General features: G+C 66.6%; 21 protein-coding genes. 13 read left to right on the top strand and 8 right to left on the bottom strand.

From position 1 onward, the window contains the following. Window positions 1–67: 67 nt before the first annotated feature. From QM714_RS16745 to istB, 7 genes are all read left to right on the top strand, one after another. Window positions 68–1,138 (top strand): ABC transporter ATP-binding protein, encoded by a 1,071-nt coding sequence (locus tag QM714_RS16745; RefSeq protein ID WP_415102476.1) that lies wholly within the window; start codon window positions 68–70, stop codon window positions 1,136–1,138. A gap of 65 nt (window positions 1,139–1,203) precedes the next feature. Next, complete coding sequence (locus QM714_RS16740) at window positions 1,204–2,418, top strand: ABC transporter substrate-binding protein (RefSeq protein WP_415102475.1); 1,215 nt, start codon at window positions 1,204–1,206, stop codon at window positions 2,416–2,418. 36 nt (window positions 2,419–2,454) lie between these two features. Beyond that, entirely contained in the window at window positions 2,455–3,327 is an 873-nt protein-coding gene (locus QM714_RS16735; RefSeq protein ID WP_415102474.1) for an ABC transporter permease, read from the top strand. A 10-nt stretch (window positions 3,328–3,337) separates the two neighbouring features. Further along, window positions 3,338–4,168, top strand: a complete 831-nt coding sequence (locus QM714_RS16730) for an ABC transporter permease (RefSeq protein WP_415102473.1) — start codon at window positions 3,338–3,340, stop codon at window positions 4,166–4,168. A 458-nt stretch (window positions 4,169–4,626) separates the two neighbouring features. Next, window positions 4,627–5,361, top strand: coding sequence for a hypothetical protein (locus QM714_RS16725; RefSeq protein WP_415102472.1), 735 nt, complete (start codon window positions 4,627–4,629; stop codon window positions 5,359–5,361). A gap of 558 nt (window positions 5,362–5,919) precedes the next feature. Continuing rightward, window positions 5,920–7,539 carry an IS21 family transposase gene (gene istA / locus QM714_RS16720; protein ID WP_415102471.1) on the top strand — a complete coding sequence of 540 codons (1,620 nt, stop codon included), beginning with the start codon at window positions 5,920–5,922 and terminating at the stop codon, window positions 7,537–7,539. Continuing rightward, complete coding sequence (gene istB, locus QM714_RS16715; RefSeq protein WP_415102470.1) at window positions 7,536–8,354, top strand: IS21-like element helper ATPase IstB; 819 nt, start codon at window positions 7,536–7,538, stop codon at window positions 8,352–8,354. The genes istA and istB overlap by 4 nt, the downstream gene beginning before the upstream one ends. Before the next feature lie 322 nt (window positions 8,355–8,676). Here the strand turns inward: istB and QM714_RS16710 are convergent, their stop codons facing one another. The 7 genes from QM714_RS16710 to QM714_RS16680 all read right to left on the bottom strand — a co-directional run bounded on the left by QM714_RS16710 (window position 8,677) and on the right by QM714_RS16680 (window position 15,494). Further along, entirely contained in the window at window positions 8,677–9,564 is an 888-nt protein-coding gene (locus tag QM714_RS16710) for a hypothetical protein (RefSeq protein ID WP_415102469.1), read from the bottom strand. Between the two features lie 321 nt (window positions 9,565–9,885). After that, entirely contained in the window at window positions 9,886–10,416 is a 531-nt protein-coding gene (locus tag QM714_RS16705; protein ID WP_415102468.1) for a VOC family protein, read from the bottom strand. A gap of 83 nt (window positions 10,417–10,499) precedes the next feature. After that, on the bottom strand, window positions 10,500–11,201 hold the full coding sequence (locus QM714_RS16700; protein WP_415102467.1) for a helix-turn-helix domain-containing protein: 702 nt from the start codon (window positions 11,199–11,201) through the stop codon (window positions 10,500–10,502). 66 nt (window positions 11,202–11,267) lie between these two features. Then, window positions 11,268–11,813 (bottom strand): roadblock/LC7 domain-containing protein, encoded by a 546-nt coding sequence (locus QM714_RS16695; RefSeq protein WP_415102466.1) that lies wholly within the window; start codon window positions 11,811–11,813, stop codon window positions 11,268–11,270. Further along, window positions 11,813–12,382, bottom strand: coding sequence for a GTP-binding protein (locus QM714_RS16690; protein ID WP_415102465.1), 570 nt, complete (start codon window positions 12,380–12,382; stop codon window positions 11,813–11,815). The genes QM714_RS16695 and QM714_RS16690 overlap by 1 nt, the downstream gene beginning before the upstream one ends. 158 nt (window positions 12,383–12,540) lie before the next feature. Beyond that, the gene (locus tag QM714_RS16685; protein ID WP_415102464.1) at window positions 12,541–13,176 is read right to left on the bottom strand and encodes a response regulator; all 636 of its coding nucleotides are present in this window, start codon (window positions 13,174–13,176) and stop codon (window positions 12,541–12,543) included. 53 nt (window positions 13,177–13,229) lie between these two features. Beyond that, entirely contained in the window at window positions 13,230–15,494 is a 2,265-nt protein-coding gene (locus tag QM714_RS16680) for a hypothetical protein (RefSeq protein WP_415102463.1), read from the bottom strand. A 184-nt stretch (window positions 15,495–15,678) separates the two neighbouring features. Between QM714_RS16680 and nhaC the strand changes: the two genes are divergently transcribed. From nhaC to QM714_RS16665, 3 genes are read left to right on the top strand one after another with little or no spacing between them, the layout of a single operon-like run. Beyond that, window positions 15,679–17,157: a Na+/H+ antiporter NhaC gene (gene nhaC, locus QM714_RS16675; protein WP_415102462.1), complete on the top strand. Its 1,479-nt coding sequence runs from the start codon at window positions 15,679–15,681 to the stop codon at window positions 17,155–17,157. Further along, window positions 17,154–18,617 (top strand): basic amino acid/polyamine antiporter, encoded by a 1,464-nt coding sequence (locus tag QM714_RS16670; protein WP_415102461.1) that lies wholly within the window; start codon window positions 17,154–17,156, stop codon window positions 18,615–18,617. The genes nhaC and QM714_RS16670 overlap by 4 nt, the downstream gene beginning before the upstream one ends. A 35-nt stretch (window positions 18,618–18,652) precedes the next feature. Beyond that, on the top strand, window positions 18,653–19,918 hold the full coding sequence (locus QM714_RS16665) for an arginine deiminase (protein WP_415102460.1): 1,266 nt from the start codon (window positions 18,653–18,655) through the stop codon (window positions 19,916–19,918). Window positions 19,919–20,003: 85 nt separating this feature from the next. On the opposite strand, the gene hflX is transcribed toward QM714_RS16665, so the two are convergent. Further along, the gene (gene hflX, locus QM714_RS16660) at window positions 20,004–21,503 is read right to left on the bottom strand and encodes a GTPase HflX (RefSeq protein WP_415102459.1); all 1,500 of its coding nucleotides are present in this window, start codon (window positions 21,501–21,503) and stop codon (window positions 20,004–20,006) included. Window positions 21,504–21,577: 74 nt separating this feature from the next. Between hflX and QM714_RS16655 the strand changes: the two genes are divergently transcribed. From QM714_RS16655 to QM714_RS16645, 3 genes are all read left to right on the top strand, one after another. Continuing rightward, complete coding sequence (locus tag QM714_RS16655; RefSeq protein WP_415102458.1) at window positions 21,578–22,816, top strand: AGE family epimerase/isomerase; 1,239 nt, start codon at window positions 21,578–21,580, stop codon at window positions 22,814–22,816. A 485-nt stretch (window positions 22,817–23,301) separates the two neighbouring features. Next, window positions 23,302–24,027 carry a class I SAM-dependent methyltransferase gene (locus QM714_RS16650; protein ID WP_415102457.1) on the top strand — a complete coding sequence of 242 codons (726 nt, stop codon included), beginning with the start codon at window positions 23,302–23,304 and terminating at the stop codon, window positions 24,025–24,027. After that, window positions 24,024–25,208 (top strand): radical SAM protein, encoded by a 1,185-nt coding sequence (locus QM714_RS16645; RefSeq protein ID WP_415102456.1) that lies wholly within the window; start codon window positions 24,024–24,026, stop codon window positions 25,206–25,208. The genes QM714_RS16650 and QM714_RS16645 overlap by 4 nt, the downstream gene beginning before the upstream one ends. Window positions 25,209–25,301: the final 93 nt, after the last annotated feature.

Here is a 25,301-nt window from a genome sequence, read left to right as displayed (position 1 = left end):
GGAATCGACGTAGAAGCAACCCCCGGCACCCGACGGAGCCCGGCACTCGAAGGAGCCACGACCGGCCATGGCAGACCCGATGACCGCGTCCACCAGCCCGAGCACATCCTCCGCGCCCGCCGCGATCAGCCTCGACGGGGTCTCCAAGCACTTCGGTGACGTGGTCGCCGTCGACCGGGTCGACCTGTCCATCGCCGACGGCGAGTTCTTCTCCATGCTCGGACCGTCGGGGTCCGGCAAGACCACTGTGTTGCGGATGGTCGCCGGCTTCGAGGAGCCGACCTCGGGAACGATCCGGCTCGGCGGCGAGGACGTGACCGGCCGCCCACCCAACGCGCGCGACGTCAACACCGTCTTCCAGGACTACGCGCTCTTCCCGCACATGGACGTGCTAAGCAACGTGGAATACGGCCTGCGGGTCAAGAAGGTGCCCCGACCCGAGCGACGCGAGCGCGCGGAGGCGGCCCTGGAGACGGTGCGGCTGACGGGGTACGCCGACCGCCGGCCGGGCCAGCTCTCCGGCGGACAGAGACAACGGGTCGCCCTGGCTCGGGCGCTGGTGAACCGCCCCAAGGTGCTGCTCCTCGACGAACCCCTCGGCGCTCTGGACCTGAAGCTGCGCCGCGAGATGCAGATCGAGCTCAAGCAGATCCAGCGCGACGTCGGCATCACCTTCGTGTTCGTCACCCACGACCAGGAGGAAGCGCTGACCATGAGCGACCGGATCGCGGTCTTCCACGACGGTCGCATCGAGCAGGTCGCCGCACCGGCCGAGCTCTACGAGCAGCCGGCCTCCGGCTTCGTCGCCGGGTTCGTCGGCACCTCCAACCTGTTGACGGGCGCCGCGGCCGAGCAGCTGGTCGGCCGAGCCGGCACGTTCAGCATCCGACCCGAGAAGATCCATTTCGCGGCCGCGGGCCAGCTCGGGGAGCCCGCCCGCGCCAGCGGCACCGTGGCAGCCGTGGTCTATCTCGGCTCGGTCACCCACTACGTCGTCGACCTCGACGCAGGTGGGTCGCTGACCGTGCTCCGGCAGAACCTGCAAGGCTCCGCCGACCAGGCCCTCTCCCACAGCGGCCAACGAGTCGACCTGGCCTGGGCCGACGAACACGTCATCTCCCTGGCCAGCTCAGGCTGACCTAACCACCCACGATCCTGTCCCCGACCAACCCTGGCCGTCCGGCCAAACCAGAAGGAGACACCATGAGAACCAAGCGACGCGCAGGAGTGGTGGCGGGCGCCGCCGTACTCCTGCTGGCCGTGGCAGCCTGCGGCACCTCCTCGGGAGGTGCCGAGAAGGGCAGCAGCGAGGAGGGCTCCGGTGGCTTCACCGCGCCGGACGTCCCGATGGCCAGCGAACTCGGCGACAACGAGGGCGAGATCAGCATCCTGGCCTGGCCCGGCTATGCCGAGGACGGCTCCACCGACAAGAGCGTCGACTGGGTCACGCCCTTCGAGAAGGCCACCGGCTGCAAGGCCAGCATCAAGGTCTTCAACACCTCCGACGAGGCCGTCAACCTGATGAGCTCGGGTCAGTACGACGTCGTCTCCGCCTCTGGCGACGCCTCCCTGCGGCTGATCGCCGCGAGTGAGGTCGCGCCGGTGAACACCGACCTGATCCCCAACTACGCCGACGTCTACGACTTCCTCAAGGACCGCGACTGGAACTCGGTGAACGGCCAGATGTACGGCGTCCCGCACGGCTGGGGCGCCAACCTGCTGATGTACAACACCAAGGTCGTCTCGCCTGCCCCGACGAGTTGGAGCGCGGTGTTCACCGATGCCGACAAGTATGCCGGCAAGGTGACGGCGTACGACTCGCCGATCTACATCGCCGACGCCGCGCTCTACCTGATGAACACCCAGCCCGACTTGGGCATCAAGAACCCCTACGCACTGGACCAGGACCAGCTCGCGGCAGCCGTCGACGTGCTGAAGAAGCAGCGCGAGTCGATCGGGGAGTACTGGTCGGACTACCTCAAGCAGATTCAGGCGTTCACCAACGGCGACTCGGTGATCGGCACCAGCTGGCAGGTGATCGTGAACCTCGCCCAGTCCGAGAAGGTCCCGGTCGAGGCGTTCCTGCCGGACGAGGGCTCGACCGGCTGGTCGGACACCTGGATGATCAGCTCCAAGACCGAGCACCCGAACTGCGCATACGCGTGGCTCAACCACATCATCTCCCCGGAGGCGAACGCCGCGGTGGCCGAGTGGTTCGGTGAGGCCCCGGCCAACGCCAAGGCCTGCGACCTGGCCTCGGAGGGCTTCTGCGACAGCTACCACGCCGGGGACGCCGACTACGCCAACAAGATCTGGTACTGGACGACCCCGATCGAGGAGTGCCTCGACGGTCGCACCGACGTCAAGTGCACGACGTACCAGGACTGGCAGACGGCCTGGACAGAGATCAAGGGCTGACCCTTGTCCGACGGTCAGCACTCCCAGTCACCCGCGGTGGAGCAGCCGACGCCGGGGCGATCCCGGCGCGGCTCGCGGCGGTCCGGCTTCGGCCTGGCCGCGCTGCTCGGTCCGCCGATGCTGTGGCTGGGAGTGCTGTACCTCGGCTCCCTGGCGGCGATGTTCGTCACCTCGCTGTGGACGACCGGGCCGTTCGGTCAGGGCGTCGAGCGGGTGTGGAACCTGGACAACTACCGCACCCTGTTCACCGTCGAGGTCTATCGCACCGTCACCTTCCGGACCCTGCTCACCGCGGTCTCGGTGACGATCATCGACGCACTGCTGGCCTTCCCGATCGCGCTCTACATGGCGAAGGTGGCCTCCCGGCGGACGCAGAAGATCCTGGTCATTCTCGCCATCACGCCGCTGTGGGCGTCGTACCTCGTCAAGGCGTACGCCTGGCGCGGGATGTTCTCCTCCTCCGGCCCGGTGGCCTGGCTGACCCAGCCGTTCGGGCTGGACACTCCCGGCTACGGTCTGGTCGCCACCGTGGTGACGCTGGCCTATCTCTGGTTGCCCTACATGATCTTGCCGATGTACGCCGGCCTGGAGCGGCTGCCCAACTCGCTGCTCGAGGCGTCGGCCGATCTCGGTGCCGGGGCTGGCATGACGCTGCGCCGCGTCGTCCTCCCCGTGCTCTTCCCCGCCTTCGTCGCGGGCTCGATCTTCACCTTCTCGCTGACACTCGGTGACTACATCGCGGTCAGGATCGTCGGCGGACCCAACCAGATGCTCGGCAACGTGGTCTACGACTCGTTCCTCACCGGCAACAACATGCCCTTCGCAGCGGCGGTGTCGACCATCCCGGTCGTGATCATGCTGGTCTACCTCGCCGCCATCCGACGGACCGGCGCCTTGGAGAACCTGTGAGGACGCCGCGATGAACCTCTCCAAGCCGATCCGATGGACCCTCGCGGGGCTGACCCTGCTGACGCTGCTGTTCGTCTACGCGCCGCTCGGGCTGGTCCTGTTGAACTCCTTCAACACCTCCCAGACCTTCGCCTGGCCGCCCACCGGCTTCACCACCGAGTGGTGGGGCCGCGCCTGGTCATCTCCGGGCGCCCGCGACGCCATCTGGGTCTCCGTCCAGGTGGCCGTGATCGCCACCGTGATCGCACTGGTGCTGGGCACCATGGCGGCGCTGGCCCTGACCCGCTATCGGTTCTTCGGCCGTGACGCGGTGTCCCTGCTGATCATCTTGCCGATCTCGCTGCCGGGCGTGGTCACGGGCATCGCGCTCGCCAACGCCTTCTTGACGATCTTCGGGATCCAGCTCGGCTACCTCACCCTGATCGTCTCGCACGCCACCTTCTGCATCGTCACGATCTTCAACAACGCCATCGCCCGCCTGCGCCGACTCGGCAGCAGCCTCGAGGAGGCCTCGGCCGACCTGGGCGCGGGAACGTTCACCACCTTCCGCCTGGTCACGCTCCCGATGCTCCGGTCGGCGTTGCTGGCGGGCGGTCTGCTGTCCTTCGCGTTGAGCTTCGACGAGATCATCGTGACGACCTTCACCGCCGGCCAGGGCATCGAGACCCTCCCGATCTGGATCCTGCAGAACCTCTTCCGCCCCAACCAGGCCCCGGTCGTCAACGTCGTCGCCGCCGCCCTGATCGTCGTCTCCGTCATCCCGATCTGGCTCGCCCAGCGCCTCGCCGGCACCGACGAAGGCGTCGCCGCCCCCAGCTCCGCGGCCCCGCCGAACCGCTGAGACTGTGATTCAGGATGTCGCTGCTATCAAAACGCGTCGCCGCGTGACAGAGTGTTCTTGTGACCGCCACAATAGCTTGGGATTGGATTGCGGTTGGCGCTGTGTTCATCTTCGGCGGATGCCTGACTCAGGTGATCCTGACCAGGAAGCAGAGCGTCGCAGTTGGCTGGTTCTTGTTGACTCTCGGGGCATTCCTCATGCTAGTGGGCGTGGGGCGGTTAGCCGATTGGTGGCAGGTCTAGCACGCCGTATCTCGGTCATGCAGCACGAGTTCCACCGTCACCAACAACAAAGAGAACCTGACCAGCGCGAGAAAACTACATACATGCGCCATTGCGAGCGGATTTGTCGCGATCCTGGCACTCGGTCTTTCGGCCTCGCCCCTGGCTGCAGACGCCGCTGAGACTGCGCCGAGGGTCCCTCTGAAGCTAAGCAGCACTGATTCCGATTACTCTCCGATGGCTGATGCTGTAGAGGATCTTCTAGAAGAGCCAGCACCGAGTGGTCGCGCACATGTCAGTCCGGGACCGACAGCGCAACGTGACATAAATCTGGACGGCTTCGGCAATCTCTCTGACGAAGCGCTAGCCGACGAACTTGTCCTCAACGGGGCTACAAATGTGAGGATCGTTGACGATGACGGCGATGACGACATCGTCACGAGGGATGGTGGCCTGCCACACGACTTGTTCGGCGTCAGCGGGAAATGGGCAACCTATATCGACCGCGATAAGCAGTACATTGCCTTCTACGGTCGTTGGAACTACAAGAATCAGTACATCGGCTCGGGGAACCCCTATGATGCCGCTGCACTCGCCGTCAGCAACTTCTCGCAGAATTGCTGGACCAACACGTCGACTGGGCTGAAGACCTTTGATCAGGATGGGACGAAGACGAACCTACGCTCTCGCAAAGACGCCGACCATAACAGCACCATCTGGAATGTCAATGATGACACCAGGGCGTTTCAATTGTTGACCGACATGGGTTTCGCGTGGATTGAGATGCGTCGGGACAAACTGGGATGCGACGACAACAAGCATGGAAAGTTCTACCACGAGCACAACCAGAACGGAAATGGCGGATGGAGCGCTAGCGTGAACTTGGCGATCTTTAGCATTAGCTACACAGGCGAGGACGGCCAGGCACTCCAGAAGTCGAGCAAGTACAAGACCCTGCCGTACAACGAGTGACGCTGCGTTACTAGCGGGCGAGTACCTGACTGGGGATGGCGGCTACGCTGCCATCCCCAGTTTGCGGTCGCTGGGCGACTGCTCATTCCGCGCCGTTTCGAAACCTTGCGGGAGTGCGGCGACGACCGAGGCAACCGTCCGCCGTCTACGTCGTGGCCCACACGACGAACATCGGCCCGGACTACGCCCATCACGGGACGACACGTCGGTCGTGAAGCGTCCTAGGTTCTTCGCTTGGACCATCCAGGCTAACCGAACTATGACCGGCGACCCTGGCAGGCCGGATACACCTCACCACACACGATCCGATGTTGAGGGGTTAGCACGGTTGCCGCCGCCGCAGGCCTTGCCGCGCCAGCACCCCGCTCCCGTCTGTCGCCTGCCATGGGTATGGGACCGGGTTGACCGGTTTTCTGCCAGGTTCATGGGACCACCTGGGTTGCCAGTCATGGGACCACTCGGCGCGCCTTGCCGGTGGGTCCGCGGATGGCTCGTTGACTGCCCGCGTCATGTTGGTGGACGCGGAGGTCGTTGAGCGTGGGATTCAGGGAGGTCAGCGTGGTTGAGGTGTTCGAGGTGCTCCGGGCGTGGCTGGAGGGGCTCGGGCTGCGGAAGGTGGCCGAGCGGGCGGGAGTGGACCGCAAGACCGTTCGCCGGTACGTCGAGGCGGCCCAGGCCGCGGGGCTGACCCGGGAGGCCGGTGTCGAGGCGGTGACCGACGAGCTGGTCGGCCTCGTCGTGGAGGCGGTTCGCCCGGCCCGGCCCAACGGGCACGGCGCGTCGTGGGAGCTGCTGGTCGGACGTGAGGAGCAGATCCGCTCGTGGGTGGCTGGCGGGCCGGGGGAGGACCCGCTGTCGATCGTGAAGATCGAGGAGTTGCTGGCCCGGCAAGGCTGCGTTGTCCCGTATCGGACGCTGCACCGGTTCGCGGTCGAACGATGCGGCTTCCGGGTCCGGAAGACCACGCTGCGGGTCGCCGACGGGGAGCCCGGGGTGGAGTGCCAGATCGATTTCGGCCAGATGGGCTACATCTTGGACTCCGGGACCGGGAGGCGGCGGCGGGTGCACGCGTTGATCTTTACTGCGGTGGTCAGCCGGCACATGTTCGTGTGGTTGACCTACTCCCAGACCCTGGTCGCGGTGATCGCGGGCTGCGAGGCGGCGTGGAGGTTCTTCGGTGGCTGCTTCAAGGTGCTGATCCCCGACAACCTCAAGCCGGTGGTCACCAACGCCGATGCGGTCAACCCGCAGCTGAGCGTGGGCTGGTTGGACTACGCCCAGCACGTCGGGTTCGGCACCGACCCCGCGAGGGTCCGCAAGCCTCAGGACAAGCCGCGGGTGGAGCGGGTGGTGCAGTACGTGCGCGGCAACTTCTGGGCCGGGGAGACCTTCACCGACCTGGCCGACGCCCAGGCTCGGGCCGAGATCTGGTGCGCCGAGCGGGCCGGGATGCGCATCCACGGCACCACCCAGCGACGACCTGCCGAGGCCTTCGCCGAGCTCGAGGCCGGTGCTCTGCTGCCGGCACCCGAGCCGTATGACCAGCCGGTCTTCACCCGGGTCAAGGTGCACCGCGACTACCACGTCGAGGTCGCCAAGGCGCTCTACTCGGTGCCCGAGCACCTGATCGGCAGGCATCTGGACGCGCGCGCCGACTCGGCGCTGGTCAAGCTCTACTCCGTCGGCGGCGCCGGGGCCGGGCGACTGGTCAAGACCCATCCCCGGCAGCCGCCCGGTGGCCGGTGGCCCGACCGGGAGGACCTGCCCAAGCACAAGGCCGGGTACGCGCTGCGGGACCTGTCCCGGCTCATCGCGACCTGCGCCGGGCACGGGGAGAACATCGGGATCTACGCCGAGCGGCTGCTCGACGACCCGCTCCCTTGGACCCGGATGCGCAGCGTCTACCGGCTGCAGGGACTGGTCCGCCGCTACGGACCCGACCCGGTCGATGCCGCCTGCGAGCGTTCCCTGGACCTCGAGGTCGTGTCGGTGTCGAAGATCGCCTCGATGCTCGCCAAAGCCACCGAGCAGCAAGAACCCGTGTTGCCCGCCGCGGCCGGTTCACCAGGAGGACGGTTCGCCCGCGATCCCAGCGAATACGCCGGACGCGGCAGCGTCCAACTCACCCTCATCCCCGGCGGCGCCACCGAGCCCGCCAGCAAGGAGCCAAACCGATGAGCACCGCAACCACCACCGAGGCGAGCACCCGGACAGGGCCGCTGGACCCGGTCGGGACCGACCTGATGCGCACCCTGAAGGCACTCAAGCTCGGCGGGCTCAAGGACACCCTGCCCGAGCGGCTCGCGCTGGCCCGGCAACGCAAGATGGGCCACGCCGCGTTCCTCGAACTCGTCCTGGCCGACGAGGTCACCCGGCGGGAGTCCCGCTCGGCGATGCTCCGCGCCCGCACCGCCGGACTCGACCCCACGATGCGACTCGACACCTGGGACGAACTCGACGACCTCTCCTACGACCGGGCGCTGCTCAGCGACCTGACCAGCCTGCGGTTCGCCGAGGCCGGCAACGGGGTCCTCCTCCTGGGACCGGTCGGGGTCGGCAAGACCCACCTGGCCACCGCGCTCGGCCACATCGCCATCCGACGCCGTCTGAGCGTCCATGCCGCCCGCGCCGACAAGCTGTTCACCCGACTGCGCGCCGCACGGCTGGACAACACCCTAGAGGCCGAGATCCGCAAACTCGCCCGCGTCGACGTACTCATCCTCGACGACTTCGCGCTGCGAGCCCTCGACGCCACCGAGACCAACGACTTCTACGAACTCGTCGTCGAACGGCACCACCGAGCCAGCACCATCGTGACCTCGAACCGAGAGCCCGCCGAGTGGCTGACCATGATGAGCGACGCGCTACTCGCCCAGTCCGCCGTTGACCGGCTCACATCCGGCGCGCACACCCTCATCATCGAGGGCCCCTCCTACCGCCAACGACACACCCACCCGCGTGGCGCCATTGACACCAAGGACGTGACCCCGTGATGCTCACCCACGACTCCAGGTGGTCCCATGCTCGTGGCAACGCAGTGGTCCCATCACCCTGGCAAGCGACACCGTCCGCCTCCGACCCACCCGGACAACGGGGACCAGCCACCACCATCCTCCTGGGAGGGTGACCATGGCGGTGGTATGTCATCTGTAAAGGAACCCCACTCCGACGTTACAGTTGAGCCCTTCTGTAACTAGGGGTCGCCTTGCAGTTCAGTAGCGCACACCTCGACAAGACGGATTCAGCTACTTGATCGACGTTCCCGCCGAAGGCGCTCGCTGGCTGGCACTAGCAGGTCAGCGATCGGTTGTCGGGCTAGAGCAGGCTCACCTCGACGCATAGGTCGTTGCTGTAGATGCTTCCGCTGAACTGAGATCCGGGGCGACATGTCAAGACCTTCACGTCAGCGGGCCCGGTGGCCAGGGGGTCCGGAAAGCCACGGGCGGATTCGCCGTTGGCATCGATCACGCGGAGTATCTGGTCGGGTGAAACCTCCATCGTCGCCGCGACCTGCCAGTTTTCGCCCTCGAGCGAGCGCAGGTCAGCTGCTTTGGCGACGCTGCACTCCCAGTCGGCCCGGCGATCTGACCAGACGAAGATCGTGTGGGGATCGAGCAGAGACACCACCAACGGATCCCGGGGAGAAGGCAGCGTCGGAACCTCCGCCGCGCAACTGAGCAGGGTGGCTCCGGGCTTGCGAACCACGCAGTCGTCCCAGATCACTCGGTCAGCCGACGGGGGACCCTCGTCATTCAAGGCAGCCAGTTCTTTTGGGTCCCAACCGTGCTGCGCGACTCTGGTCGCCTCTCGGTCCAGGGTATAGAACGTCAGGGTGTGGATCTCACGAGCAAGCCAGGGGTGGTCCGGGTCCGGTGGTGGCTCCAACTCGACAGTCAACTCAGGCACCCACCGACCCGGAGGCAGCGACGGCGCTCTCACCGGGTCGCCCTCCCACGTGCGCAACGCCAACGGGACCCGTGCGTGAACAACGGGGCCTAGTTCGGCGTCCTCAGGCGCGGGACCTGGCCGGATGGCCATCCGCAACAGCACCTCTTCGGCCTCGGACTCCGTGAGCAGGATCAGGCCCCCGTCGTCTAGCAGCGACATCGGGATCCGAAGCTCACCGGCGGGATAACCCGCACCCAGGTAGTACTGCCCCTCAGCGATGGGCACCGTCACCTCGAACTCCACCGACGCGTCCACGCCCGTCATCCTGACAGAACCCAGATCGCCTCCGTGACGGGCCGCATAGTCCCAGGGCGCGTCGACGCCATCGATCAATCGCGGGGCGGTGACCACGGCGGCGGGTGAGCGGAACCCCGGCTGCGGGCGGTGAGCCTGACGCGGTGGCCGGGCGGGCACAGGGGCCCCACAGCGCCGTGGATGGGACTGGCCCCCCTGCGCGACGCGTGCGAGCGCAGGGGTGGTTGGCGCGCGGGGCCCCTGTGCCGGCCCGGACGCCGCACCCGCTCACCGACCGCAACCCCAGACACCGCAAGCCCAGCCAGCCGCAGGTGATCGGGCTCAGGCGGCCGGATCCTGCAGGGTCGACATCGCCTGGAGCAGGGTGTCGTGGATGTAGGCGAGCTCGGGTGAGACCGCGCCCCAGTCCTCGGCCGGCGCATCCTCGGTCCACGCCTCCGCGTCGCCGTCCTGGTCCCACGCCATCTCGCCGTGCTGCCAGACCCACCAGATGTTTGCGCTGGGGTCCTGGATGCGGGCGAAGGTGGTGCCGAAGAAGTCCGTTGGCCGGGTGATGAGTCGCGCCCCGCGGGCAAGGGCGCGCTCGAGCGTCTGGTCGATGTCGTTGACGTAGATCTGCAGCAGGCTCGGCGTGAAGGGCCAGCCGGGCTTGCGCTCGGCGAGCATCAGGGTCGTCGTACCGACGACGACTTCGCCTTGCAGCAGCAGCCCGTCGTCGTCGACCGTGTGGGCCTCGGGCCGCTCGGCACCGTCGAAGACCTCGACGATGAACCGGGTCAGCTCCTCGGAGTTCTTGGTGATGATGAACGGGTTGACGGTGGCATAGCCCTCGGGAGCGGTGGGGATCGACATGATGACTCCTCTTGGTGTGTTGGGGGTTTCGATGCCTCAAGTCCACCAAGAGCCAGGTGTTGCGAGATTGAAGATTTCCGCCATCACCGGCCGGCGAGGATGCGCGCGGGCGTCTGCCCGTGGAAGGCACCGAGGGACCTGGTCAGGTGTGCCTGATCGGAGAACCCGCATCGCGCGGCGCACTCGGCTGGCGGCACGCCCTCCAGGAGCAGGGTGAACGCCTCTCGCGCTCGCTCCAGCTGCGAGATCTGCTTGCGGGTGAGCCCCGTCGTCTCCCGCACACGCCGCTGCCAATGCCGCTCCGAGTAGCCGGTGTCGTCCCCGGTGAGCGCGCGATGCACGTCTTCGTCGGCGCGGAGCACATCGAGCTCGAAGAGCCGCTCGACGAAGCCCACCAGGTCGTCGTACTCGGGCAGTCGCACCCGGTGTTCAGCGATCCCGATCCAGCCGTCTTCGACGGGCAGCCGCTGCTCGCCGCCGAGCACGAGCCGCTTGCTGGCCGCGGTCACGGCAACGTGCGCGCGAAGCTGGACGCCCCAGCTGTGCTCGCCGACAGCCGACCTCACCCAGCGGTGGCCGAGCGTCGGTCCGGAGAGTCCGGCCACCTCTCGGCCATCGGGTTGCCGGGCGAACCAGAGGTCCCAGTACTCGACCGCCGGCACTAGGTAGCGCTCGTCGCGCACTGCGCGGGCCTGCCACACGCTCTCGATGTGCAGTGAGTCGACCCGGTGCTCCTCGTAGAGGCCGCCCTCATGCTGCCAACCGTCGCCCGAGTCGATCGTCATGCCCTGATCCTGGCACTTCGGGCAACCCGATTGGCAGCTCAGGTGACGCGAGAGGGCACCTCGCGGTCAGTCGTCGGCGAGGAGCATCCAGACGGCGTTGGCGACGTCGCGGGCGGCAGACTCGATGGACGAGCGCTGGGTGGCGTCGCCGGTGACCCAGATGAGCAGCTGGCCGATGATCAGGTGGCGCACGGCACGGACCACGGTCACGTGGGTGCCGTGGTTGAGGCTGACCAGATCGAGCGGGTGGTCTTCGCCCTTGTCGACCACGTCGGTGACGGCGTCGGCCATCGACAGCAGGGAGCTGGTCATCGCCGAGACGCGAGAGACGTCGCCCTCGTCGAGGCCGAGCGCACACAGGTTGAAGCCGTCGGCGGTGCCGATCATGGCCGAGGTGACGGTCGGTGTCGTGGTGAGCAGCCGACGCAGGATAGGCAGCAGGGCGCGGCCGATCTGCTCGGACCAGAGATCCCAGTCGGCCGCGATCTGGAGGTCCATCTCGGTGCCGCCGCCGCGGGCCGGTGGTTCGGGCTCCGCGCGATGCAAGGTGAGGACCTCCGCTACTTGGGGAGGTGCGTCGTAGGCATGCGCGGGGGTGGGGACGACGGCCATCAGCTCACAACCTCCATGACCTGGGGGATGCGCAGCGATGTGCGCAGCACCTGGTCCACGTCGTCACGCTCGCGGGGGTCGGCGAGCAGCAGCGGAATGGCCGGGTCGACCTGGTCGACCGCTTCACGGAAGTCCTCGAGCGGAGCCTGGCTGCCGTCGAACCGCGTCAGCGCGACGGTGAGCTTGTGGGTCGGCACTTCGTTGGCGATGAACTCCAGCCACAGCTCGGTGTCGAGCAGAGCGTGCTCGTGGTGGCCGTAGAGCCACAGCACCACGCCTTGACTGCGCGGCATGGCCGACTTGCGGACCATGTCGAAGCGCTCCTGGCCCGGGGTGCCGACGATGGACACCATCGATCCGTCCGGTGCCTGCCACTGGCCGATCTCGAGCCCGACCGTGGTCGTGGTCTTCAAGTGCCGACCCGCGCGCAGCATCATCGCAGTGCTCGCCACATCGGTCGTCGCCACCGAGGACTCGGAGATCGTGCAGACCGCGGTGGTCTTGCCGACCCCGAACGGGCCCACAAATGCCACCTGACGTGTGGTGGTGCCGCCGATCACTGACTTCACTGAGTCACTCCTACTGCAAGGTTCGGCCCCGAAATGGCACTGTCCCTGAAAGGGCACGTTTTGAAATAGCGCTGTCTTGGTGACGGTAGGGGGCCGCTCGCGCCGCGCGCAGCGGAATGGCCAAGAAATGGGGAAAATCTCGGCCCGCAGCGGGCGGTCTAGGCAGGGTCCGCGCCGGGGTCGATATAGCCGTCGGCTACCCCGATCCGGTAGAGCTCGCTCTTGGTCCGGGCGGGGGTGCCGACCTGTTCGTACTTCTGCCGCACGCGATCGACGTACTGCTTCGCGGTGCTCGGCGCGACCCCCATGGCCCGGGCCACCGAGTCGAGCTTGAGGCCGCAGGCGTAGAGCCGTAGGGCGCGCAGCTCTTGGACGGACAGCTGGGGCCGGATCGCGGCCTCGTCGGCCATCATCACGCGAGCCAGCGCCGGGCTCATCCAGGCACGCCCGGCCAGGGCCGCCTCGACTGCTTCACCGAGATCGTCGAGGCGATCCGACTTCGCCACCACACCGCACACGCCCGCGGCCACCATCCGGCGTGCGTGGCGCGGGCTGGTCAGTGCCGAGACGACGAGGACGGCCACACCGTCGGAGACCAACGCAGCGACCCGGTCGACATCAGCCATGCCGTCGGCAAGATCGAGGTCGAGCAGCAGCAGGTCGATCCCGGAGGCTGGTACGGCGTCCAGGGTGTCTCCGACGGCGACGACCTCATGTCCGAACCGGCGCAGCTCGTTGACCAGGGAGTCGCGGATGAGCAGGTGGTCCTCCACCACCGCCACCCGAGCACTCATCCCTGCCACCTCATTCGCCGCCGCTTCGTTCCCGCCATCTCAATCCCACCGGCTCAATCCCGCCAGGTCATCTCCACCACGGCCAGGTCACCGTCGACGACGACCGTCGCCCCGGTGGCCAGCCCCGCGACGGCGGAGGCTGGGCAGGCCAGGACGAGTGCGGGCCGACCCTGGTCCTCGTGGACGCTGAACGACACGCTATCGCCCGGCCTCAGCCCGCTGATCAGGCCCTCGACCGCCTCGAAGACCACGACCGCTTGCTCCTCGGTCAGCTCTGGCACCTGGCTGAGCAGGGTGACCACGACCGAGCGTCGACGCGCCAGCTCGATCATCACCACGACGTGAGTGAGGACAGCGGTGGATGGGGAGCTCAGCCCGATCAGCACGCGCAGGTAGCTCTCCTCCCGGGCAGCCCGCTCTCGAACCTCCGACTCGTGCCGACTCTCCGGCGCCGCCGCCACCTCGAGCAGCACCTCTCGAGCCGAGGCCAGCACCGACTGCAGGCCCGCTCGGCGCAGCGCCTCCTGATCCACGCGGCTGTCACGCCAGCCGGCGAGGCGGATGGTCTCCTCGGTCTCCTCGGCAACGATCCGGGAGAGCCGCTCCATCTGTCGGCGCAGAAGCATCATGGCCAGGACCAGGCAGGACGCCTGGATGATCCCCGCGAACGGCGCACCCGCGCAGGCGAACAGGCCATCTCCGCGCAGCACGGCGATCACATCGATGCACAAGACGATGAAGGCGAGGGCCGGGGCGACCACCCGCCACCTGCCGTCGAGGATCACGAACATGACGGCGATCGTGGCCGCACCCTCCGGCCCCCAGGTCGCGACTCCGTCGACCGGGCAGGTGGCGCCCCAGGGGCTGGCCCACGCAAGCGCGGCAAGCATCGCGACGTAGCCGACGAGCACCGTCGGCACGGGCAACCGCCGACCCCGCCGGTGGCTCACCAGCATCAACGCCGCCGCGCCCGCGACCAAGACCCACGCCAACAGCGGCTGCGCCGAGGGGTCCACCGTGGCGGCCAGGAGAGTCTGGATCGCGAGGTTCACCACCATGACGCCGCCGATGGCCGCGGCCATCCACCGGGCAGAGGGCTCGAAGACATCGCGATCGTGGTCAGCCTGATCGTTGTCGACCAGCAGCGTCGGGTGGACCGAGACTTCCGTTCGCGCGCCCGTCGCCACCGTCACCGTCAGCCCGGCCGCACCAGTCCGCTCCCGCAGCCGCGCGGCCACCCGTCCTGGCGCGGGCGCGTCAGCAGGCCAGACGCCGTCGTCACTCACCCAGATCCTCTGCTCCGCCGGCTCAGCGCCGAGAGTGACCACCTTGCCCCTGGTGTGCTTCTCGACGTTCGTGATCGCCTCCCGCAGCACCTCCAGCACCGCTGCGCGGCGCGTCGGGTCGTGGTTGTCCAGCACGGTGCGCACGGGATCGAGATCGCCCGCGACGGTCAGACCAAGCCTCGCCGCATGGTCCACAAGGTCGGTGAGTCCACCCTCAGCAGCACCGTCGTCGTCAAGCAGAGCGTCGAGGACGGCGACATCGGCCAGGGCGCGGCGGGTGACCACCTCCGCATCCGACACCACCCGCGCGGAGGCGATCGCGGCAAGGGTGTTGACGGCCGTGTCGTGCAGCAGTCTCAGCCGCCCCCGGGTCTCGGCGAGGCGCCGCTCATCATCCTCGGCGATCGCCGCTGACGCCAGTCGAGATCCGGTTGCGTCGTCGGCCCGCGCGGCAGCCGTGCGCAACGCTCGTGCCGCGATGGCGAACCCGAATCCGAACGCGAGGGAGGCGACCACCAGCTGTCCGATCGGCGCCGACCAGATCGAGATGCCGGCTCGCCACGCGAGGAGGATCGGCAACCCCGCCGCGAGTGCGACGGTCGCCCGCACCGCGGCTCGCCACGGCAGCGCCAAGCCGACCACCACGGCCAGCCCCAGCGACATCAAGACGGCAGTCCGATAGACGTTCGGCAGCGCCGGCTCGGCCACCAGGGCATGGTGGACGATCACGAACCCGGCCCACGAACAGACCACCGGCCAGGCCGGCCAGCGTCGGACGGCGGTGAGGATCCACACCACGCCGTGCAGGCCGAACGCCGCGAAGAGCAGCCAGGCCGCGTGGTAGCCGTCGACCGCTCGGGCAGCGCTCCCGACCTCGACCGGGCCGACCACCGCCGCCCAGATCAGCACCGCCCGTCGCAGCACCTGCTCCACGCCCTGCCGGTAGGCCTCACGCATCGACGGTGCGAACCACTCCCCCGCGACGACCGAGCCGGAGTAGCTGCCTCCCAGGCCCCACCCGGTCACCGACATGAGGTCGATGCTAACGAGCGCCGTGCGGCGCCGTACTCCACCGACCGGCACCGGGCACGACCTGACCACCGAAGAGGGGACAGGCGAGTGGTACGCACCACTCGCGACTTCCATCAAAATGGGGGTCGGTATGCCGCCGGACGCAGGCCTGCGGCCATTTCTACTCGGGGAAGGCACGACAGAGATGAGCACCCCCGCGATCAGGACACCCCCACTGGTCCATGCGATCATCCCCCTGGTATCGCTGGCCGTCCTCATCGCGGGGGCGCTTGCCCTCTACGGACTCGATGCGCTCGACGGGCCGATCCAAGTCGCCCTGTTCTTGTGCTGTGCGCTCGCGGCACTCGTCGCGATGCGCAACGGACACCAGTTCAGCGCGGTGCAGGAAGCCGGCCGCGGAGCCATCGCTTCCGTGTCGAGCGCGATCTTCATCCTGTTCGCCGTCGGTGCGCTGATCGGCGTCTGGAATCTCAGCGGCACCATCCCGACGCTGGTCTACTACGGCATCCAGGTGCTGTCACCAGGGTGGTACTACACCGCCGCAGCCATCATCTGCGCCGTGGTGGCGCTCAGCATCGGCAGCTCATGGACGACCGCCGCCACCATCGGCGTCGGCCTGGTCGGCATCGCCGGGCTGATCGGGGTGTCGCCGGCGATCACCGCGGGGGCCGTCATCTGCGGGGCCTACCTCGGTGACAAGACGTCACCGCTCTCGGAGACCACCGTCCTCACCTCGCAGCTGGTCGGTGTCGACCTCTACGACCACATCAAGCGGCAGGTGTGGACCTCGGTGCCCGCCTTCGGCATTGCGCTCGTGGTGTTCTTCATCCTCGGCTTGACCGGCAACGACACTGTCACCGAGGCGGAGACTACCTCGGACCTCGACAAGCTCAACGAGGTCTTCAACATCACCCCACTCGCGCTGCTCCCACTGGCGCTGCTGGTCTTCATGTCGATCCGCAAGATCCCGGCAACCCTTTCGCTGCTTTCGGCGACTCTGTTCGCCGGCGTACTCGGCGCTTTCCTGCAGCCGGACGTGTATGCCAACTTCGTCTCCGGGAGCGGATCGGTCGTCATCGAGTCGATCAAGGCGATCTGGGGTGGGATGGCCAACGGCTTCTCCATCGACACCGGCATCGCCGATATCGATCGGCTGCTGTCTCGCGGTGGCATGGACAGCATGCTGTCCACCATCTGGCTGATCGTCGGTGCCGTCACTTTCGGCGCCATGCTCGAGGAGTTCGGCCTGATCGCTCGCCTGATCGACCCCATGGTCGCTGCCGCGAAGAGCACCGGCCGGCTCTTCCTCGCCGTATTCATCTGCGGCTTCGGGCTGAACGTGGTCGCCGGCGACCAGTACATCGCGCTGGTCTTGCCGACCAAGGTCTTCAAGGCCGAGTTCGCCCGCCGTGGTCTGGCGCCGACCAACCTATCTCGGCTGGCGGCCGACAGCGGCACGGTCACGTCGCCGTTGGTGCCCTGGAACTCCTGCGGGGCGTTCATGAGCGCCACGCTGGGAGTCTCGACGCTCCTGTACCTTCCGTACGCCATCTTCTGCTACGCCAGCCCCGCTCTCAGCTTGCTGTATGGCTTCACGGGATTCCGGATCGAGCACGTCGAGCCCACACCCGAGCTGCCAGTTGAATCCGAGGAGACCCCGTGAGTTCCACCGAAGCCGCAAGCGCCCGTCAGACGGAGGACAGCTCGGGCAAGATGTCGCTGCCCACGCTGACCGCGATGGTGGTCGGCGGCATGGTTGGTGCGGGCGTCTTCTCGCTCCCGGCCCGATTCGGCGTCGCAACCGGGATCCTCGGCTCGCTGATCGCCTGGGCGATCGCCGGTGCCGGCATGCTCATGCTCGCCTTCGTCTTCCAGAATCTCGCGATCCGCAAACCCGACCTCGACTCCGGTGTGTTCATCTACGCCAAGGCCGGATTCGGGGACTACGCCGGCTTCAACTCCGCGATCGGCTTCTGGGCCAGCGCGATTGCGGGCAACACGTTCTACTGGGTGTTCATCACCGCCACCCTGGGCGCCTTCTTCCCGGCCTTCGGCGACGGCGACACCGTGCTCGCGGCAGCCGTGGGGTCGGCAGGAGTCTGGCTCTTCCACACCCTGATCGCGCAGGGCGTGCGGGATGCTGCGGTCATCAACCGGATCGTGACGGTCTTCAAGATCCTGCCGATCCTGGTGTTCGTCGTCGTGCTGTTCGCCAGCTTCGACTCGGGGGTCTTCGCCGACAACTGGACCGCCTACGGCTACGGCGATCTGGGCAATCTCAACGAGCAGGTCCGCAGCACGATGATCATCACGACCTTCGTGTTCCTCGGCATCGAGGGAGCCAGCGTCTACTCGCGCTATGCCAAGAAACGCTCCGATGTCGGCAAGGCGACCGTGCTGGGCTTCTTGAGCGTGCTCTCGATCTTCGCACTGGTGACGCTGTCGAGCTACTCCGTCATGCCGCAGCCCGACATCGCCGGGACTCGTCAGCCGTCGATGGTCGGACTCTTCGAGCACGTCGTCGGCGACTGGGGCGAGTGGTTCATCAGCGCGGCCGTCATCATCTCCGTGCTGGGCGCCTACTTGGCGTGGACGCTGATGGCAGCCGAGGTGATGTTCATCCCGGCACGCAACGAGGACTTCCCCGCCTTCCTCGGCCGGGAGAACGAGAACGGCACCCCGATCACCGCCCTGGTGGTGAGTTCGCTCGCGGTGCAGGGACTGTTGGCTGCCACGCTGATCCTCACCGACGCGCTGAACTTCATGCTCGACCTGTGCACCAGCTTGGCGTTGATCCCCTACCTTCTCGCGGCCGCATATGCCCTCAAGCTGGGCCTGACCGGCGAAGCCTACGAGGACGTCACCTCCGGGGTGCGTCGGCGAGAGACGATCATCGCCGGCGTCGCGACGGCGTACACCCTGTTCCTCTTCGACGCCGCCGGCCTGAAGTTCCTCTTGCTGTGCACGATCATCCTGGCCCCGCTGACCCTGCTCTACGTCAAGGCCCGAAGCGAGCAGGGGCGGCGGATCTTCAGTCCCACCGAGTTGGCCCTCTTCGTGGTCATTCTCGCCGGGGCGGTTTTCGGGGTCTTCGGACTCTGGTCTGGCAGCATCACCATCTGAGCCCGGACAAACTCCCCTTCAGAAAGGCAGTCGTGATGACCGAGTCCGCTACCGTCGGCGTCTCCTCGACCTACGGCGTCCACTCCGAGGTCGGCAAACTGAGGAAGGTGCTGGTCTGCTCGCCCGGGCTCGCCCACCGCCGGCTGACCCCGAGCAACAACGACGACCTCCTCTTCGACGACGTGATGTGGGTGGAGAACGCCCAGCGCGACCACGCAGACTTCGTCAACAAGATGACCCAGCGCGACGTCGAGGTCGTCGAGCTGCACGACCTGCTGGCGCAGACGATGGCGATCCCCGAGGCTCGCACCTGGCTGCTGGACCGCAAGGTGGTGCCCAACCAGGTCGGTCTCGGTCTGGTCGACGGGAGCCGCGCCTTCTTGGAGTCGCTGGCACCCAAGCAGCTCGCCGAGTTCCTCATCGGCGGGATGGCCACCAACGACCTGCCCGAGGACTACCGGTCGGACTACATCTCGTTGGTGCGGGAGTCGACCGGCGTGCGGGAGTATCTCCTGCCGCCGCTGCCCAACACGCTCTACACCCGTGACACCACCTGTTGGCTCTACGGCGGGCTCACCATGAACCCGCTCTTCTGGCCGGCGCGCAAGGACGAGACGATCATCTACCAGGCGATCTACTCCTTCCACCCCGACTACGTCGGCTCGACGGTGTGGTGGGGCGACCCCGAGCAGGACTGGGGTCAGGCCAGCTTCGAGGGCGGCGACATCATGCCGGTCGGCAACGGTGTCGTGCTGATGGGGATGAGCGAGCGGACCTCGCGGCAGGCGATCACCCAGGTCGCCGGTGCCCTCTTCGCCCAGGGCGCAGCCGAGCGCGTGGTGATCGCGGGCATGCCGAAGCTGCGCGCTGCCATGCACCTCGACACCGTCTTCACCTTCGCCGACCGCGACGTCGTCACGCTCTATCCGACGATCATGAACGCGGTGCACACCTTCACGCTGCTGCCCTCGGACAAAGCCCCTGGGGTCGAGGTCGTCGACGAGGGGTCCACCCCATTCGTCGACGTGGTGGCCCGCTCCCTCGGGCTGCCCGAGCTGCGGGTGATCGAGACCGGCGGCGACGTCTACCAGTCCGAGCGGCAGCAGTGGGACAGCGGCAACAACGCGGTCGCACTCGAGCCCGGCGTCGTCTTCACCTACGACCGGAACACGCTCACCAACACCCTGCTCCGCAAGGCCGGCATCGAGGTGATCACCATCGTCGGCGCCGAGCTCGGCCGAGGCCGCGGCGGCGGCCACTGCATGACCTGCCCGATCATCCGCGACGCCGTCGACTTCTAGGCGAATCTCCCCGAGGACGCCATAGGGATCGGTCACCCCGGCGACCTGCCCCGGCGACCGCAGAGCTCGACGTCCCGCGGACGGATCAGAGGGCGTAGGGCGCCAGCTCGCCGGCCAGGTCGGCGTGTGCGCGACCGCGGACGACGGTGCCGTCGCCGGTGTGCTCCAGCGAGTCGATCTCGGCGTTCTGGTGGAGCCGGTTGACCAGGTCGCCGCGGGCGTAGGGCAGCAGCGCGGCGAACTCCACGCCTGGCCGAGGCAGCTCTCCCTCGAGCATCGAGAGCAGCGCCGGGATCCCCTCGCCGGTGCGCGCCGAGACGACAACGGAGTGCGGCTCGCGCTGGGTCAGTCGGGCCAGCACCATCGGGTCGGCAGCGTCGGCCTTGTTGATCACGATGATCTCGGCGACCTTGTCGGCGCCGATCTCGGCGAACACCTCGCGGACAGCAGCGATCTGGCCCTCGGGGTCCGGGTGAGAGCCGTCGACCACGTGCAGGATCAGGTCGGCGTCGGCGACCTCCTCCAGCGTCGAGCGGAACGCCTCCACCAGCTGGTGGGGCAGGTGTCGCACGAAGCCGACGGTGTCGGTGACGGTGTAGACCCGGCCGTCCTCGGTGGTCGTACGTCGTGTGGTGGGGTCCAACGTCGCGAAGAGGGCGTCCTCGATCAGCACCCCGGCGTCGGTGACCCGGTTGAGCAGCGAGGACTTGCCGGCGTTGGTGTAGCCCGCGATCGCGACGCTCGGGACGTGGTGGCGCCGTCGCTCCTGACGCTTGACGTCGCGGGTGCCCTTCATCTCCGCGAGCTCGCGGCGCAGCTTGGCGATCTTGGTGTTGATCCGACGTCGGTCGGTCTCGATCTTCGTCTCACCGGGACCACGACCGCCGATGCCGGCGCCGCCGGCCGCCCGGCCACCGACCTGGCGCGAGAGGTTGCCGCCCCAGCCACGCAGCCGCTGTTTGAGGTAGTTCAGCTGGGCCAGCTCGACCTGCGCCTGCCCCTCCTTGGACTTCGCGTGCTGGGCGAAGATGTCCAAGATCAGCGCGGTCCGGTCGACGACCTTGACCTTGAGCCGGTCCTCCAGGTTGCGCAGCTGACTGGGCGCCAGCTCGCCGTCGCAGATCACCGTGTCCGCGCCGCTGGCCTGCACGATCTCGCGGAGCCCGTCGACCTTGCCGCGACCGACGTACGTCGCCGGGTCAGGCTTGCCGCGCCGCTGGTAGATCGCGTCCAGCACCTCGGAGCCGGCCGTCTCCGCCAGGAGAGCGAGCTCGGCCATGGAGTTCTCGGCGTCCTCGACGGTGCCTTCGGTCCACACGCCCACCAGGACGACCCGCTCGAGGCGGAGCTGGCGGTACTCCACCTCGGTGATGTCGTGGAGCTCGGTGGACAGGCCGGCCACCCGGCGCAGCGCATAGCGCTCGGCCAGGTCTTGGTCGCCGGTGGTCAGCTCGGGGTCGTCGCCGTCAACGGTGGACTCGGTGTCCTCGGCGTCGGCGTAGCCGCTGACCCAGGAGTCCTCGTCCTCCCAGTCAGCGGTCGCCTCGAGCTCGTCGGCGAGTGAGAAGTCGGGATTGTTCGTCATACCGCTTCCCAGCCTAGGCGCCTCCCCTCGGGAGCGCGATCCGTTATCGGCGCGGGCAGGGCTACTCTGCCGAGGTGGGCATCCCCGGCGACCCGGCGTACCTCGCCAAGCAGCGGGCCGAGCTGCTGCGCTTCGCCCGCGGCGCCCAGCATCCGCTGGGATTCGGTTGGCTCACCGGCGACGGCACCCTCGACCCGACGCGGCCCGTGGAGCTCTGGATCACCTGCCGGATGACGCACATCTTCGCATTGGGTGCTCTGGTCGACGAGCCCCCTCTGGTCGGCGGAGCGGACCGACGTGACCTGCTCGCCCTGACCGCCCACGGTGTCCGGTCGATCAAGGGGCCGCTGCGCGATCAGGAGTACGGCGGCTGGTTCTCCGCCGTGGACGCCGAGGGCCCGGTCGATGCGTCGAAGCGGGCCTACGCCCATGCGTTCGTCGTGCTCGCTGCTGCGTCGGCGGTGCAAGCCGGTGCTGCGGGCGGGGATGCTCTGCTTGAGGCTGCGCTAGACGTCTCGCTGCGCCACTTCTGGGACGAGGAAACAGGCCTGTCGGTGGAGGACTGGGATCGCAGCTGGATCGCACTCGATCCCTACCGAGGCGTCAACGCCAACATGCACACGGTCGAGGCCTACCTCGCGGCCGGCGACGTCACCGGTGATCCGGCCTGGCATCAGCGCGCCGGCCGCATCGCACGTCATGTCGTCGCGTGGGCGGCCGGCAACGACTGGCGGATCCCCGAGCACTTCGACGAGTCCTGGACCCCTCTCTTGGACTTCAACCGCGATCGGCCGGCCGATCCGTTCCGGCCCTACGGCGCCACCGTCGGCCACGGACTGGAGTGGGCGCGCCTCCTGCTGGCGGTCGAGGACGCGCTCGGCGCGGAGTCTGCTTCGGCAGCGGCGAACTTTCGTGAGGCTGCGATCGCGCTCTACGACCGGGCGATCACCGACGGCTGGGCGGTCGACGGTGCGGACGGCTTCGTCTACACCACCGACTGGGCCGGGAACCCCGTCGTACGCGAGCGGATGCACTGGGTGGCCGCCGAGGCGGCCAACATCGCGACCGTCCTGCACCGGGTCAGCGGCGACGAGCGGTACACCGCCGATGCGGCTGCCTGGTGGGCCTACATCGACCGCTATCTGGTCGATCACCAGCACGGGTCGTGGCATCACGAGCTGGACCCGCAGAACCATCCGTCGACCACGGTGTGGTCCGGCAAGCCGGACGTCTACCACGCCTACCAGGCCGCCCTCCTGCCCGAGCTTCCGCTCGCGCCGTCGTTCGCCGGGGCACTGTCCAGTCGCCCTTGACTGGTCAGCCCATCTCCTCTCTCGAAGAGGCCCGTCCCGAGCCGAACCGACGCGCTGACCTCACAAGACGCCACCAGGCTCACTGGCAGCTGCCTTCGGCCGAGATCCGGATGGCGAATCGACATCCGCAGGGCGGATCGAGCCGCCACCCTCAATCCTCAATCCAACTCGCCTCGTCCAGCCGAGATCGCCCGTCCATCAAAGCCCTCCAGGACGGCTGATGGGTTGCTGCCACCGTCCCAACCGGGCGTCCGCCAAACGCACTCACAACACCAGCGAGTCGACATGCCTTCGCACAATGCAACGACTTCACCTCTTGACGCGATCACGCTCGCGGAGTAGGAAGACATGAGAAGCGCAACTCAGGGGCAGAGATGGCAAGATCTCAGCAAGGTTCCAGTGGCCCGTACGCCACCGGTTGGGGTGCAAGCGCTCAACTCCTCGGGCGTGATTTTGCTCAACCGCCAAGTCTAGTGTGTTCGCACGTGAGCCAAGAGCAGTGCGCTCACTCTCACTACGAGCAGATGGCCGAGTCCTGGAATGGGCCTAGCCCAGGGATTGACCACGACGCGCCCTTCTACGGACCGCCGCTGGCCAGATTCTCGACCTCTGTTGAATACGGCTTCGGTGCTGGCAGACTTCTGACCAAACTGAAGCCAACCTTTGGGGTCGACAGCTCACCGGCAATGATTGAGCGCTGCATTCAAGCCAACCCTGACGTCAAGCTCTTGTCGGGGAATATCTCCACAGTTACATTGCCCCGTCCGGTAGGCTATTCTTACGCGGCCGGTGGAACAATGAACGGATTTTCGGAACTTCCAGAACTCACGGAAGCATTGTCCAACATCCGCAGGAACTCGACAGCAACCAGTGAGTTCCGATTTGACCTTATCGCCGGCCAGATGTATGAGGATCTACAGAGCATCCTTGGCATTTGGTTTACATTCGACGCGGGCGACGAGATTGCTACATGCGAGCGCTATTCACAGGTCGGGCCAAGGAACTACTTGCATGAATATATGCTAGACGCGGGAACTAGCGTCCAGCAGCACGTTCACATTCACGAACAGTGGTTCGAACCAGCCGAGGTCACTGAAGCACTTTCTCATGTAGGTTACTCGGCGAATTGGGTACAAACGCGACCAGGCACGCGCGTGTTCTCGCCGAGAGCTCACCTCCACTTCTTCGTAGCACGCCAGGAGGAATGGTGAAGATCGTCACAGCACCTACTGGGGCATATCTGATTGGGCGTACCAAGGTGGCACGCATTCCCTCCACGTTGTACTCCAATCAGGATGAACTCTTAAGCCTCGCAGAGAGTTATCGCCATAGCGTCGACACTGCAGCACATGGCATTCAGCCGTATCACGTGACGGTGTTAACGTCGACTAGTTGCAACCTCGCCTGCCCCTATTGTTTCCAGAACACAGACAGCCTCGATCCCGGGCGTCCTCCCGCGCGGATCCCCGCTCTGCAGTTGACTATGGGTCGAGTCGAAATGATCGCCGCATTTATTCGGAGCCAAATCGAGCGTCTCGAAAAAGATGGTGCAACAGTCTTGCTTTTCGGAGGTGAGCCGCTACTTCGATACAGAGAGTGTGTCGATCTTCTTACGGCCTTTGCGAAGCTTCCGTTGAAACATGCCGGACTCCAGACTAACGCTACGCTCCTAACTTCGGAGCGCCTTGAGGAATTGCATGACCTCGGCGTCATTCGCGTCCATGTCACATTCGATGGCGATAGGGCGACTCACGACCAGTCTAGGAAGTATCGCGATGGCCGAGGCTCCTTCGACCGTATTATGACCAACCTTGAGCAGTGTTCGAGCGAACCTGACATTAGATGGCATATCCGATTTAATGTTACGAGAGACTCCATTGACGACATTGTGCCAGTGTTTGAGTCGCTCGCCGAAGTGCTTCCCACTGAGCGAAGCACTATCTCGCTTGCGCCAATTCTTGACTACGGCCAGGGCGCGGAGGGCCTGATTCAACGATCAGACCGCGTGGCGACAATGCTGAAGAGGTGCTACGAACATATTCTGAAGCTTGGCTTCCAGCCGCTACCAGTACTCGAGTCTTCGTGTGCGTATTGCTCGATTGAAGGCGGGGACGGCGGTGCAGTCGTAACGCCCGATGGAACGTTGTACAGTTGTTGGGATATTGCTGGTCGTCGCGAGTTCGCGGTTGGAGACGTGGAGACGGGCTACGACAAGGAACTGGTCTCGGCGAACTGGCATCACTGCTTGGAGGGGGTTGAAGTCGACCAAGGGTTTGGAAACGATCTTTATGCAGATATCGAAAGTGAGCTACTACTATTCTGGCTCGACGTATGGGAAGCAAGACATCGAACGATCGCCAACCAGTCGCAGAAAGGAGGTGGGACTCAATGATCCTCGAAGATACGGCCAAGACGCAGAACGAAGACAGCGTCATCGTGTTCGACGGCTCCGAGAGGTCTGAGCTATTCATGTGTGGCTTCCTGT

The organism is Nocardioides sp. (assembly GCF_047602075.1).
In the GTDB taxonomy this organism is placed as follows: domain Bacteria; phylum Actinomycetota; class Actinomycetes; order Propionibacteriales; family Nocardioidaceae; genus Nocardioides.
The sequence above is the reverse complement of the archived record's forward strand: the minus strand, read 5'-3'. Positions and strand labels throughout refer to the sequence as shown.